The organism is Candidatus Nomurabacteria bacterium, assembly GCA_023898465.1.
Taxonomy (GTDB): Bacteria; Patescibacteriota; Patescibacteriia; order HK-STAS-PATE-3; family HK-STAS-PATE-3; genus HK-STAS-PATE-3.
This window is the reverse complement of record CP060223.1, coordinates 1,050,214-1,063,736: the sequence shown is the minus strand read 5'-3', so window position 1 is coordinate 1,063,736 and position 13,523 is coordinate 1,050,214. Positions and strand designations below refer to the sequence as shown.

The following is a 13,523-nucleotide window of genomic DNA, read 5'->3' as shown; positions in this document are numbered from 1 at the left end:
GACAAGCCAGGGAAACAACACGCGCGCATCGTTCCCTGTCTTGAGATGACAGAGCTGTGGTAACCACCGTTCCCGCCTAAAACGGGTGGTTGGCGAGCACTCAAACGTTCCACCGAACTCGTGCTACTTCGTGATACTAGCCACTTGTAAAAGGGCAAGAAGCATGATACTATAGCCCCGCTCAAGCAGTCAAATTTTTGTTATTTTCGTCTATTATGCAAAGCAAAATCGTCTCCAACGAGGAAGGTACCGTAACTCTCCAGGTCACTGTTCCTGCCCTCGCCCTCCCACCTTATCTCGAAAAAGCTAGCCAACGCATTTCTCAAAAAGTAAAAGTTGAGGGTTTTCGCGTAGGCAAGGCACCGTATGCTGTTTTACGTCAGCGCCTCGGTGATGGGGCTATTTTAGAAGAAGCGGCTGAGGAAATCGTGCAAGAAACCTTCACTCAAGCGGTCAATGAACACAAGCTTATTACTGTTGGACCACCTGAAGTAAATATTGAGAAGCTCGCTCCAGATAATGATGTCATCTATACCGCCAAAGTCGGACTCTTGCCAAAGGTAACAAAGGTGGAGTACGGAACTTTGAAAGCACGGCCAGAAAAGCTCGAAGTAAAACCAGAAGAGGTTGAAAAAACGATTGAGCGTCTCCGTGAAATGCGCGCAAAGGAAAGTGCAGTAGATCGACCAGCTGCCAAGGGTGACCGCGTCGTTATCAACTACAAGATTTTTATGGATAAGGTACCGGTTGATAATGGCCAATCGCAAAACTTCCCAGTGAAGCTTGGTGAGTCAACCTTAATCCCAGGTTTTGAAGACAATTTGGTGGGCATGAAAGCAAATGAGGAAAAAGAATTTACGCTCACCTTCCCTAAAGACAGTTCAGAAAAACGCTTTGCCGGAAAAACCGTTGAAGTGCAAGCAAAGGTAAACCAGGTCTTCCAAATTGAATTACCTGAATTGAATGATGAGTTTGCAAAATCCCTTGGGGCCTTTGCTCACATGGATGATGTGAAAAAGAAGATTGAAGAAAATCTCCACGAAGAAAAAAAGCGTGAGATTGAGCACGAATTTGAAGTGGCACTTATGGAAGAGCTGATTGAAAAAGCAAGCTTTGACCCCATTCCTGAAATCCTCCGAGGCGTAGAACTCAATCGCATCATCCGCGAAATGAAAACTGATATTGAAGGACGCGGCCTCAAATGGGAAGACTACCTGCAACATATTAAGCAGAGTGAAGAAGAGCTGCGAAAAGAAATGGCCCCACAAGCTGAGAAGCGCATTAAGAGCGCCCTCCTGCTGCGCCACATCGCTGATGTTGAAAACCTCGCTATAAGTGATGAGGAGTTACAAAAAGAGCTGGAAGAACACGTCCAGCAAGCTTCGGCTCAAGGAATCTTGAAGCAAGAGCTCGCTACTCCTGAATATAAGGACTCTCTCAAAAACCACCTCCGCAACCAGAAGGTCTTCGCCCTATTGAAAGAGCGAGCAAGTGACAAATCCGAGGGCGAGCAGGGAAAATAGCCAGCAAGAAGCAATCATCGAGTACGGCGTAATTACTACTTGTCGCCATGTTGCTTAGATTATCTTGGCATAGCTGGACAAGCTCGGTGGCTTCAGTTACACTTACCCAGCACGAGATACTTAACAGAATACACGTATGGCCGAACACACATTTAGCGACGCAAATTTTGCAACTGAAGTAGAGCAAGAGAGCTCTATGCCAGTTTTAGTTGACTTCTGGGCACCATGGTGTGGCCCATGCCGAATCCAAGGTCCAATCATTGAGGAAATTGCCAAGGAGTTTGAAGGCAAAGTAAAGGTTGGCAAACTAGAGGTTGATGAAAACCCTATGTCTGCGCAAAAGTACAATGTACTCAGTATTCCTACTGTTGCACTCTACAAGAATGGCCAGATTGTCTGGCAGGGTGTAGGTGTCCAAAGTAAGGAAAAGCTGGCTGAAGAGCTGCAAAGCGCCCTTAGTTAGACACACAACTTCATACTACATTTATGGCTACTGCTAATCCATTCCAGTCCGCCTTATCGCAACTCGAAAAAGCACTAGGCTTGCTTCAGCTAGCTCCACACATTGTTGCTGAACTTAAAAAACCTCGTCACATTCATGAATTCACCATTCCGGTACTTATGGATGACGGATCACGACAAGTCTTTACTGGCTATCGCGTGCAATATAATGATGCTCGTGGACCATTTAAGGGTGGTATTCGCTATCATCCAAAGACAAACCTCCATGAGGTAAAAGCGCTTGCTGCTTGGATGACCTGGAAGTGCGCCATTGTAGACATCCCTTTTGGCGGTGGTAAAGGTGGCGTGATTGTTGATCCTAAAAAACTATCAAAAGGTGAGCTTGAACGATTGAGCCGAGGATGGGTGCGTGAAATGTATCGCAATATTGGACCGGATATTGACGTCCCAGCGCCTGACGTCAGTACCAACCCCATGATTATGGGATGGATGGTAGATGAATATAGCCGCATGGTAGGCTCCTGGCAGCCAGCCACCTTTACTGGCAAGCCGGTTGAGTTAGGTGGTATACCAGTCCGAGAATACTCTACTGCCCGAGGAGGCCTTATCGTTGTAGAGGAGCTGGTGAAAAAAATGAAGTTAAAACCAGCCAAAACAACCGTAGCCGTGCAAGGCTTCGGCAACGTCGGCTATTTCATTGCAGAAATGCTTCATGATGCTGGGTTCAAGGTTATCGCCTTATCAGACTCTCAGGGTGGTATTCTTGCGAAGAACGGAAAGTCAATGGACCCTCGCAATGTAATGAAATCGAAAAAAGAACGCGGCATGATCCACGGATGCTACTGCGTAGGTTCAGTTTGCGACTGCGAAAATTACACTGCAATTACAAATGAAAAACTTCTCCAGCTTCCAGTTGACCTCCTCGTCCCTGCAGCGTTAGAAAATGCTATCACCAAGGAAAATATGCGTAAGGTGAAGGCCAAAGCAATACTCGAAATGGCTAATGGGCCACTTACCCCCGAGGCTGATGAGTACTTTTTCAAGCGCAAGATACCGGTTATCCCCGACTTCCTAGCCAATGCAGGTGGAGTGGCTGGATCCCATCTCGAATGGGTGCAAAATCGTCAGGGAGTACTCTGGTCTGACAAGGAAGTGCTACAAAAACTTGATAATAAGATGCGTGAGGCCTTTGCTTCAATGTGGAATGCAGCAGAGAAACATACCACAGACCTACGCACTGGTGCATATGTGGTTGCAGTAGAGCGCGTAGCAAAAGCAATCCAAGCCAAAGGCGCTTAAGTGCTAGAAAGATAGTCGGTGAAGCGGGAAAAAGTAAAAACTTGCTTGACGGGGCACTAAAAATTTACTACACTGTCATCAACACTTCATGCTTGTCGTGTTCTGCACTGAAGCGCTTACCAGTTGAGCGCTTCTTGCGTACGGTGCTACTCTATTGACATGGATCTCTCTCGATTTCTGCAAAAAAATTTCCGCTACGCAGTCATAGGCTCAGTATATAATCCGGAAAAGTACGGACACAAAGTTTTACTCGATCTCCAGAGTGCTGGTCTGCGGGTTTTTGGCATACACCCTCAGGCAGGCGAAGTAGAAGGCATCTCTATTTACTCCTCACTTCGGGAAATACCAGGGAAGATTGACGTAGTAGTTTTTGTTATTAAGGCTGATGATGGACTTCGGGTACTTGATGAGATAGAGGAGCTCGGTATCGACAAAGTCTGGTTCCAACCCGGAGCTGAGGATGAACGCATTCGTCAAAAAATAACGCAACTGCATCTTGACGGAGTAGCTGATGGTTCCTGCATTATGGTAGCTCGTCGTACTCTAGGCATCCATGGCTAGACAATACCTCCGAAGCGATCATGAGCAAAAGCTTTGGCAGCAAGGTTACCAAGCCATTGTTGGACTAGATGAAGCAGGCCGGGGAGCACTGGCCGGCCCGATTGTGGCTGGGGCTGTAATATTTCATCCCGGGACACATATTGAGGGAATTCACGATTCAAAAGTGCTCAGCCCAAAAGCCAGAGCGGAACGCTATGAGGAGATTACCAGCCAGGCAAAGGCCTGGAGTGTTGGGGTGGTGAGTCATAGGGCCATTGATCAACGAGGAATTGCCTATGCTAACCGCCAAGCCTTTGTCCTCGCCTTACAAGGCTTAAGCCTGCAGCCTGATTACATTCTTTCTGACGCCTTCCCTGTGCAGCAGGTAGATATTCCCTATCAAGCAATTATCGACGGTGATGCCAAGGTGTTTAGTATTGCTGCGGCTTCGATAATTGCCAAAGTATATCGCGACAACCTCCTGTGCCAGGCTGACAAAAAATGGCCAGTATATGGATTTGCCCAACATAAAGGATATGGCACCGCAGCACATATCGATGCCATACAAAAGCACGGTGTCGCGCCATTTCATCGAAAAAGCTTCATTCATATCGAGTCCTAAGTACTGCTAGAGGGAACTTTGTGGTATACTAATACAGCTTGTTACTAGTATTTCTCTCATGGATCAGAGTTCCGAAGCCGGAATACTTAAACCTGGACTTATCCTTCGCAGCACTGGACTCGAGTTTGGTATGGCTGTGGCTGATTTTGGCTGCGGCGGAACAGGACCCTTCACTATGGAGGCTGCGAAAATTGCCGGGAATCAAGGTAAGGTCTATGCAGTGGATATTTTAAAGTCCTCGCTCTCAGCCCTTATGGCTCGTGTTCGTCTGGCTGGCTACACGAATGTCATCCCGGTTTGGTCTAACCTAGAACGCTTCGGAGCCGCGAAGGCGATCCACGATGGCTCGGTTGATTTTGGCATTGTGGCCAACGCTCTCTATCAAAGCTCTCACCCTGAAGCAGTACTCAAGGAAGTTTTTCGTACTCTGAAGGGTGGAGGTCGGGCCTTAGTGATTGAGTGGAATACTGGCCGAGCAACTATTGGACCAACAGAGAAAGAGCTGGTCCCGGCCGATCAAATCCGTTCCTATCTTGAAAAGCTAGGTGCCCGAGAGCTTGAATTTTTTGATGCCGGACTCTATCACTACGGAATGGTTATAGAGAAAGTCGGTCGAGCACCAAGCAGCTAACACATGCCATCCCCAACCCAACAGCGTGGAAAACTTGCGGAGGATTTTGTGGCACAATGGCTGCAACAACAGCACTACGAAATCCTCGACCAGCACTACACCTGTCGCTTTGGGGAAATTGATATTATTGCACGAAAGAACGATACGCTTATTTTTATTGAAGTACGAGCTCGGAAAACAAGCGCATTTGGTGACGTGCTACAATCCATGAGCCAATCTAAGCAACAACGCTTAGCAGCAGCGATCGAAGACTATCGCAATACGCACCCTCAATATCAAAAAATGCTTTATCAATGTGATTTAGTTGCGGTTAATCCCATCAATAACGCACTTCAACATTATCCTCACTTAAGCCTCGATGTTGAAACATAACGCTCAGCACTTCTCTGGCCGCACTATGCGAGGTGAAGGTATTGCTACGACAACAACTGGCTACCCCACTCTTAATCTTGACCGACGCACACTACAAGGCACCTTGCCTAAAAGGGGCCTCTGGTCCTGTTGGGCTAGCCTCCACGGTAAGCGCTACCCTGCCACCCTGATCATCGGTGTGCCCTATCAACGAAAGAAGCGGAAACACGGCAAGGTGGAGGTCCACATCCTTGGTACGGTGAAAGTACGCGCTGGCACTCGCGTGGAAGTACACCTGGTTGATTGGATTCGAGCCCTTATTCCCTATACCACGGTTGAGGCACTGCAAAAGCAAATCGCGAAGGACCTCCGCACTGCCCGCCATCAACTTAAGCTAAAATGATTAAAATACTTGCTCAAGAAACTGCGATAAAAAAGACTGCAAAAGTTTGGCCCTTGTTTTTACAACAAGTAAAGCTTGGATTAAGCGAGCGCCAAGTGAGCCGATTATTACGCCGTCTGCTTCTGAGCGAAGGACTTGACCGGCGTGCTTTTCCATTTATTGTCGCAGCCAGTGAACAGGCAGCGGAGCCTCATCATGTTCCAAATGGTCGCGTGCTCCAAGCTGGTGATAGTATTAAAATAGATTTTGGCGTTACCTACGAAAGCTGGAAAACTGATATCACCCGCACTGTCTTCCTGGGCAAGCCAAGCGCAGAACAGAAAGCACTCTACACCTTAGTCCTTCGCGCACAGGAGCGTGCCGCCCAAAAACTTCGTCCAGGTATACCTGCCCGGGATATTGATGATATATGTCGTGGAGTGATTGCCAAAGCCGGTTTTGGCAAATTCTTTATTCACTCCACGGGCCATGGCGTCGGCCGAGCAATTCACGAGCCGCCGTATCTCACTCCTTCGCGTCGCGGAAATCGCTTACTGGCCGTTGGGGACGTGGTGACTATCGAGCCTGGCATTTATATCAAAGACAAGATCGGCATCCGTATCGAGGATATGTATGAAATTACTGCGACTGGTGCGCGGGACTTGAGCGCGGGGATACCGAAAGACCTCAATTCAAACGTACTTATATAGTTACTCTAAAAACCCGTAAAGTCGAGTGACTGGATAATCGCTTGATTTATTTTACTAACACTTCCAACCGGATGAGAATCAAACAACTGAATAACTCTTTTTTGCTCTTCCCAATAAAAGAAGTATTGAAAAAACTCAACGCCATCATAACTATAATCAAATACTGTAAATTTTTTACCATCAATATCAACTGTTCGCTTGTTTAAATATCCTTCTGGGTTATAGCCTTCCGCCGGGACATCGCCAGGAAAACCATTTACTACCCAATTAAAAATATTATCATCAACAAACTCATCACGATCAAAAATTCTGACCTCGACATTATATTGTTCTGATATATCATTCCTCCTAATCGATTTCCAATCGTCATGAGGCATATCAGCTGGTGGTCCTCCGATGCTATATGTTTGGGGATAGCGAATAGTATAGCTATACGTTTCATTTTGGTAAGTACGCCATGTGTCGACGAAATTAAATGACTCGATTATTTCGTCTCCTATTTGGGCATCATTGCTTACTAATACGAAGTTTTCAAATCCATCGGAGCGATATTCTCCTTCATATTTTTCAGTATCATCGGAATGATACAGCGAAAATACTGAATTATCAGCATCGCTGCTTTCGAAAACTTGAAGAACCAAATCTTCATTATTATTTGCCGCCCTATTTACGTGATAACGAATTGGATATTTAAATGTAAAACCAAATATTTGATCAGTATAGGAATTTTTTTGAACTTCTCCTTCATTGTCCTCTTGAATTACTGCTTTAAATTCAGCGGTAATAAAATTCGCTGTACTTCCCTCATTAAAAGTAAGTACTGGATATTCTCTACTCACATCCCACTCGGACAAAGAGCTGTATTGCGGCAACACGTCACCTATTAATGTGGCTACTGGTGAAGTCGTTCCATCGCTTGCATAGAGTCGTACTACAAAAGTATCATCCGTGGTGCTTCCATAGAGCACAAACCACTTTCCATCTGGACTCATTCCACTCTTTGGATTACATGGAGTTTCACTATAGTTATAACTAGCTTCTCCACCTACCACTTCCTTACTCAGTGATTGATAATCAATAAGATTCACGTAACTGTAGTTACCACAACCCTCGCCGCCTGGAGCTGCAATAATAATTTCTTTCTCACTATTCCATACAATGCTGGTATATGCCGTTCCCTTGCTCTTCATTACTTGATTAAAGCTATCAATTGGATCGACTGCGTCTTCAAAAGTATTCTTAGCAAAGTTATACACCAAGCCCCGTGTTGATACCGGCATGGGACTGCTGAAACCGGGAATAAACTCTTCACTTTGTATATCAAATTTTCCTACTTCAAGAAGTAGTTTAGGTTCATTGAGAGATGGAAAAACTTGTACCGTACTTTCAAATAGTTCCGTACCATCTAGGTAGTCAACTTTTGGAAGATGGATAAACTGTTCAGACGCATAGTCATAAAACCAAAAATCTGGATCTACGCCTGCCTCATATTCAAAGTCGCTTGAGATATCAGGAATATAGGTTGTTGCACTCGGACCTGTTCTCCAGAAAAGCGCACCATTCCAGGTAACTGTCCCGGTGTATTCAGACGCATTAAATGGAGTTGTAATTATCTCTTCTCCAGCATCCTGTGTAGTATGTATAAATTCTTTTGTAGTATAACGATAGCTATATTCCCGCCAATTCATTGATCGAGACCAATTGGAATAATCTTCTTCAGTGCTGGTTTCTGTATCTAAAACACACGTCCCGGCAGCGTCAGCAATTTCTGGATTATCATATTCACATTTATATCCGCTTGGACACTCTAGACCGGCGATAGTACCGCAAGTTACCTCCTCAGAACACTCCGCAAACTCACAATTCAGTCCGGTGCGACCTACGTAGGAACCATCGGGGCAGAGTTTGGCCTCTAAAGTGCAGGCCACGTCATTATTTACATTAGCTACTTCCTGCGTCTGCGTTGCAACTTGCCAGCCAATGTACACGATAAATGAACCAACACCAAGTGCGGCGAAGATGAAGAGGATGGGAAGCCAAGTGATGCCTTTATTTATCATATTTGTGCTATTTATTCAGTAAATTCAAATGTAGAAAGGATGTGCCTCTCTACGTCATTTAACTGGTCATCACCAACAAACCAAAGGCTAAACATAGTATCGTTATGAACTAATGCGTATCCCATATTGTACGGCCCACAGCCTGGACCATCATCGCATGCTGGCCTAAATAAAAAGATATTCGCTGGTTGTCCACTTAGCACACCTTCAGAAACCGGTTCGTGGCCGTTAATTGATACAACTTCATCATTAACTATTGCGTCCTGGTCTGCGATTGAACCAATTCTAACATAAGCGTAGTGATCATCCTCGCCAGTAGGATAAAGATCAATATAGTGGGCATCGGATTGACTATAATAATAAGTATTATCGGTAGCCCTAATTTCAAATTCTATTCCAAGCTCCGCATTCGTATATGTCTGCCATTCATCTACACTCTCACGTAATCCTGCAAAACTCTCTTCAAGTGCTGTGCTGGCCAAGGTTTGCATTTCAACTATTGTGGCATTAGGCGAACAAGCTGATTGCGGCCTGGTATAGTAATAATACCAATCATTAATTTGGATCGGGTCCTGAAACCTAAGAGGGCCTTCGGGAATAGGCGAGGTGTATCGAGAAATTATTCCAATACCATCATCACTTGACCCGCAGTAATCATGGTCCTCAAGTCCAATTGTTGAAAAAGAAGCGCGGCCTGAATCTGCTACATAAGTATACTCAACTCCTTCAGTAATAGGTAGTTCAACACCCCATTCAGTAATTTGAAGATACTCATCTTCTGAGGAATCATCACTACTGTTAATGTTTGTGTTCGCTGCTGAACACTCCGCAAATTCACAATCCGGCCCAGTGCGACCAACGTAGGAGCCGTCGGGGCAGAGTTTGACCTCCTCGGTACAGGCTACGTTATTTACTTTCACACTATTGGTTGTTTTGCTATTTTGATAATTAGCCCACAGGGCATATCCCACGCTAATACCTAAACCAACTGCAATCAGTACAAAGAGCGCAGGGATGAGCGAGAAACCACGTTGATTATGCATTTACATTGATATTAATTGAGACTTTTTTACTATAACAAACGCACATCAAAAAAACAAAAAGGTTTCTTCAATGCACAAGGGGTCGAAGTGGTCCGCCAACAGGATATGAAATTAAGCTCTTTCTCTGCTCAAACGCCGAAGACTTGGGCCCGCAGGGTTAAGTCTGAGGCGTAAAGGGACATCCTTGCGAAGGGCGCAGTGAGGACAATGTATTTGTCTTCACGGAGCCCGCAGTAAGTGATGGCCCGTGGAGCGGGTGAGCGGATTCGAACCGCCGACCTTCTCCTTGGCAAGGAGACGTTCTAGCCAACTGAACTACACCCGCATGTAAATTTACTTCTGGAGGCGTGGGCGGGAATCGAACCCGCGAATAGGGGTTTTGCAGACCCCTGCCTTACCACTTGGCTACCACGCCCTGAGCGCTTTGCCTAACAATACCTTCTTTAAAACAACGCCAAGACGAGGTTAGCGTCAATGAGTGTAGCAAAGACTTATCCGAAAATCAAGCCTCTTGGAAAAGCGAAATATGGTGCTATACTGCGCCTATGGAACTCCTCACTGACATCGCCCAACTCGCCTCTACCCTCGGCCTAGGCGCCTTCCTGGGTATTCTTATCAAACACTTCCTTGATAAATCACGAAACAGTCAGGTGATGCTTTTTGAAGCTAGACGCAGGGCCTACAAAGACGTGATCGGCCGAATTAACAACTTCTTTAGTGAGGACGATATGCGAGGCTTAGGCCGGCTCGAACGACGCATGCGAATGAACTCTTTTTTCAGCGAGTCTCTCCTCCTCGGTGGTCGACAACTCCAAGAAGCAATCCATGCGTATATGGATGAAGTCGATGAAGTTGAGGAACGGATGAATAAGGATGAGACTAGTGAAGAAGAGGCCGCGCAGCTTGATGAGCAACTGAGTCAAACCATTAGCAAAATCGAAGCGCTGATGCGTAAAGAGCTGGGAGTTCGCTAAAGATTAAAGTGTCCCGGACCCGTTGGGATTGTAGCCGTTCTGCACTTCCTCGCCGTCAGCATATCCGTCACCATCAGTGTCAGGGTTATTCGGATCAGTGCCGTATTGCGCTTCTTCATCATCAGTTAGTCCATCGCTATCGGAATCTGCTAGACCATTACTTGAAGAAGTATTGGTATTGTAATTGTAAATAATCGAGTCTTCCAGCAAGCCTGGACCAAGTGGATCGTAACCGCTAGAAACTTCTGCGCCATCTAAATACCCATCATCGTCCGTATCAGCATCATAGGGATCGGTCTTATAAATCTTTTCTCGTGAATCCGGCAAGCCATCCTTATCTGAATCTAGATTTACTACCACGTCATCATCCAGAACATTGTTATTCGTGTTTGCTGTGCTGGTATTTGTATTCGCGTTTGCGCTCGTTTGCACTGTCTGCGCCTCAACTGAAAGCAGGTCTGGTGTCATAGTGTTTTCGCCCTCCACATAATCCCTCACAGAAACTGATACATTCAGCATTTGATATGTTAAAGAATAGGTAGTCCCGTCACTGCTATAAGGAAATTCTGCAGCAGTAAATACATCGAGTATATCTTCCTCGGTAAGGTAGTCAGTGAGTAAATCACTTAAGACAAGTGGGTAGGTCTCGTTCTGAGCGTAATATTCATCAAGCGCTCCCCAGACGTTTACTAGCTTCACAAATTGATTTTGTATCTCGGCAGAAACAGGGTCTGTACTGAAGCCATTCTCAACACTTCCTAGGAGTGCCAACTGCGCTTCTTCGGCGCTCATCGTTTCGGTTGGCGCAGTCACGCTTTGACCGGGATCGAGATCAGTCAAGGTTTGAGTAAATGAAAGAGTAAGTTGTTTATCATACTGGCCGTCAAGCTGCGAAGAAAAAGGAATTCGAGTAGCAAGACTGTACTGTACTATTTCTTTACTTGTTGGCTGGACCCAAAAATTTACTTCTGAAAGGTCAAAGAGGTACTGCATCGCAGCTTGGTTATCTGCATCTATTAATTCTTTGTAGAAACTCGCATCATAAGGTAAGAGTGCCGTACTGGGATAACGCTCAATCAAATCCTGAGTAATATTGTTATACCAAGCCGGAATAGCCGCTGCCTGAAAATGCACGCTGAATCGCTTTGTGGAGATTCCATTTATATTCTCACTCTCGACTGACTCATCAACAGTGAACACGCCATCCTCATAAGCTGACTGCACAATGAGCATCAATTGCTCTTCTTGATCTGCCGACGGAGTTTTTTGGATATTAACTGGCAAATCTTCTCCTGCAGCCAAGCCGGCAATTTCTGCCAAGTCAATTTTAATCCACTTACCAACGATTGCTGTTGTATCGCTAGGAAAGAATGGTATCTCTGGTAGCTTCTCAATGTTGATATAATAAACCCCATCTACAAGTTTCAGATTAACGACCGTAGGCCAGCTTTGACCATTGATTACCGGGTTAGCAGTAATATGACCTTCGGAATTCAATAAATCGCTTTTGTCTGACTTAACTGTAAATCCATCAATGGAAATATTCATTGCTGAACCGTCAGAAAAATCTGCAAGAAGAGTACGAACCGTGCTTTCACTATTAGTATTTGTAGAATGTAAAGCTTCTGGTGGTGTAGGAACATCAACTCCTTTTGTTTCTACTTTTGCGCTGATTTCTATTTTTGTTTGTCCTTCAGTCGCATTGTTCAACTTGCTAAATGCCTCACCTAGCAGCTTTGCTGAACTGTTATTTGGTAGGAAGGGAATTTCAAAAGGGAGATAACCAGTCATTGAAGCCCAGGCCGTACCTCCGACCAAGAGTAATCCAAATAAAACCCCCAGGAGAATTTTAGGGGCTGACGAACTGCGACGAGGCGTCCGACCCTGCCCGGTATATGCTGGAGATTGATGAAGCGGCTCAGGAGTACTTGGCGGAATCACTGGCGGCATTTGTTGTGCATTTAAGTTTGGCATTTGCTTGTCAGTTGGAGTCTGCACTTGGGTGGATGGTGGTGTAAAAGCGACTCGAGGGGTATATGAAGGCTGCGTTGGAGCTACCGGCGCATGCGATGGTACAGAAAAGTCATCCAGGGGTTGTGGTGTACCCGACGTATTCCCTGCCGAAGAAAAATTGTGTTGATCCATCCCCCGTGTCCCCTAAAAAATAACTAGAAATAAGAAAATACTTCAAGCATTATTATACCATAGTAATGCTTTGGTCCCAAGCAATTGACGATAGGAGAGAAGCGCTCTAGAGTAGGCCTATGGTGAGACAAAAAAAGAAAGTGCAAAATAAAAATTTCTTCCAAGCTGTCTATGTGCTAATGGAACAAATCCCCTATGGGCGAGTTTCTACCTATGGGCAACTTGCCGCACTCATCAGTACACCCCGAGCAGCCCGCGTGGTTGGCTGGGCACTTCATCAACTGGATAATCAAGCTCTGCCCTGGCATCGAGTAATTAATAGCCGAGGAGAAATAAGTACGACTTGCGAAACTCATACCCAGGTCACACAGAAACGACTCTTGGAAAAAGAGGGTGTGCAAGTAGAGATCAAAAATGGCGTGTATACCGTGGATCTAAAAAAATATCTTTGGCAGCCGCCTAAGACTTGAAACGGTAGAAAAAAGCTGCTAGGGTAATTCTGCTCTAAAGGCTCTACTAAGTCTTATTTCTTCTGAGCGGGTGTCGTATAGTGGTAATACCTCAGCTTTCCAAGCTGATGCCAGGGGTTCGATTCCCCTCACCCGCTCAGAGGACGTAAGGAGAAATACTTACATACAGTGCGGGTTCGATGGACTTTATCCCGCTGAATTGCGGGAGCTACCCGCTCCAGGAAATTTTTTACTATCGCTATAGTCTTGACAAAAGCCCAAATAGGGGCTATTTTTGTGCGTACAGTTCGATTGCTCTTTCGCAATCTCAA

Annotated in this window: 14 protein-coding genes and 3 tRNA genes; 12 read left to right on the top strand and 5 right to left on the bottom strand. The window is 45.5% G+C overall.

Features of this window, described 5'->3' with window-relative positions; all coding sequences use genetic code 11:
* The first annotated feature begins 215 nt into the window (after window positions 1–215).
* The 9 genes from tig (at window position 216) to H6760_05260 (ending at window position 6,520) form a co-directional block, all read left to right on the top strand.
* Window positions 216–1,523: a trigger factor gene (tig, locus tag H6760_05300; protein ID USN53536.1), complete on the top strand. Its 1,308-nt coding sequence runs from the start codon at window positions 216–218 to the stop codon at window positions 1,521–1,523.
* Window positions 1,524–1,659: 136 nt separating this feature from the next.
* Window positions 1,660–1,986, top strand: coding sequence for a thioredoxin (gene trxA, locus H6760_05295; protein USN53535.1), 327 nt, complete (start codon window positions 1,660–1,662; stop codon window positions 1,984–1,986).
* A gap of 23 nt (window positions 1,987–2,009) precedes the next feature.
* Window positions 2,010–3,284: a Glu/Leu/Phe/Val dehydrogenase gene (locus tag H6760_05290; protein ID USN53534.1), complete on the top strand. Its 1,275-nt coding sequence runs from the start codon at window positions 2,010–2,012 to the stop codon at window positions 3,282–3,284.
* Between the two features lie 159 nt (window positions 3,285–3,443).
* Entirely contained in the window at window positions 3,444–3,845 is a 402-nt protein-coding gene (locus H6760_05285) for a CoA-binding protein (protein ID USN53533.1), read from the top strand.
* Window positions 3,838–4,446 (top strand): ribonuclease HII, encoded by a 609-nt coding sequence (locus H6760_05280; protein USN53532.1) that lies wholly within the window; start codon window positions 3,838–3,840, stop codon window positions 4,444–4,446. Before H6760_05285 ends, H6760_05280 begins: the two co-directional genes overlap by 8 nt.
* Before the next feature lie 58 nt (window positions 4,447–4,504).
* A complete protein-coding gene (locus tag H6760_05275; GenBank protein ID USN53531.1) occupies window positions 4,505–5,077 on the top strand; it encodes a class I SAM-dependent methyltransferase in 573 nt (190 codons plus the stop codon).
* 3 nt (window positions 5,078–5,080) lie between these two features.
* Window positions 5,081–5,449, top strand: coding sequence for a YraN family protein (locus H6760_05270; protein USN53530.1), 369 nt, complete (start codon window positions 5,081–5,083; stop codon window positions 5,447–5,449).
* Complete coding sequence (locus H6760_05265; protein ID USN53529.1) at window positions 5,436–5,831, top strand: riboflavin kinase; 396 nt, start codon at window positions 5,436–5,438, stop codon at window positions 5,829–5,831. Before H6760_05270 ends, H6760_05265 begins: the two co-directional genes overlap by 14 nt.
* A complete protein-coding gene (locus tag H6760_05260; protein USN53528.1) occupies window positions 5,828–6,520 on the top strand; it encodes a M24 family metallopeptidase in 693 nt (230 codons plus the stop codon). The genes H6760_05265 and H6760_05260 overlap by 4 nt, the downstream gene beginning before the upstream one ends.
* Before the next feature lie 5 nt (window positions 6,521–6,525).
* On the opposite strand, the gene H6760_05255 is transcribed toward H6760_05260, so the two are convergent.
* From H6760_05255 to H6760_05240, 4 genes are all read right to left on the bottom strand, one after another.
* Window positions 6,526–8,580 carry a hypothetical protein gene (locus tag H6760_05255; protein ID USN53527.1) on the bottom strand — a complete coding sequence of 685 codons (2,055 nt, stop codon included), beginning with the start codon at window positions 8,578–8,580 and terminating at the stop codon, window positions 6,526–6,528.
* A gap of 11 nt (window positions 8,581–8,591) precedes the next feature.
* Window positions 8,592–9,623, bottom strand: a complete 1,032-nt coding sequence (locus tag H6760_05250) for a hypothetical protein (GenBank protein ID USN53526.1) — start codon at window positions 9,621–9,623, stop codon at window positions 8,592–8,594.
* Window positions 9,624–9,871: 248 nt separating this feature from the next.
* Window positions 9,872–9,948 (bottom strand) — tRNA-Gly (locus H6760_05245).
* Window positions 9,949–9,963: 15 nt separating this feature from the next.
* Window positions 9,964–10,038 (bottom strand) — tRNA-Cys (locus H6760_05240).
* 130 nt (window positions 10,039–10,168) lie between these two features.
* Between H6760_05240 and H6760_05235 the strand changes: the two genes are divergently transcribed.
* Complete coding sequence (locus H6760_05235) at window positions 10,169–10,597, top strand: hypothetical protein (GenBank protein USN53525.1); 429 nt, start codon at window positions 10,169–10,171, stop codon at window positions 10,595–10,597.
* 3 nt (window positions 10,598–10,600) lie between these two features.
* Here H6760_05235 and H6760_05230 read toward each other — a convergent pair whose 3' ends face one another.
* A complete protein-coding gene (locus tag H6760_05230; protein ID USN53524.1) occupies window positions 10,601–12,742 on the bottom strand; it encodes a hypothetical protein in 2,142 nt (713 codons plus the stop codon).
* 119 nt (window positions 12,743–12,861) lie between these two features.
* On the opposite strand from H6760_05230, the gene H6760_05225 reads away from it, so the two are divergent.
* Together H6760_05225 and H6760_05220 are read left to right on the top strand one after the other, a co-directional pair.
* Window positions 12,862–13,212: a methylated-DNA--[protein]-cysteine S-methyltransferase gene (locus H6760_05225; protein ID USN53523.1), complete on the top strand. Its 351-nt coding sequence runs from the start codon at window positions 12,862–12,864 to the stop codon at window positions 13,210–13,212.
* Window positions 13,213–13,278: 66 nt separating this feature from the next.
* A tRNA-Gly gene (locus tag H6760_05220) sits at window positions 13,279–13,349 on the top strand.
* Window positions 13,350–13,523 lie beyond the last annotated feature (174 nt).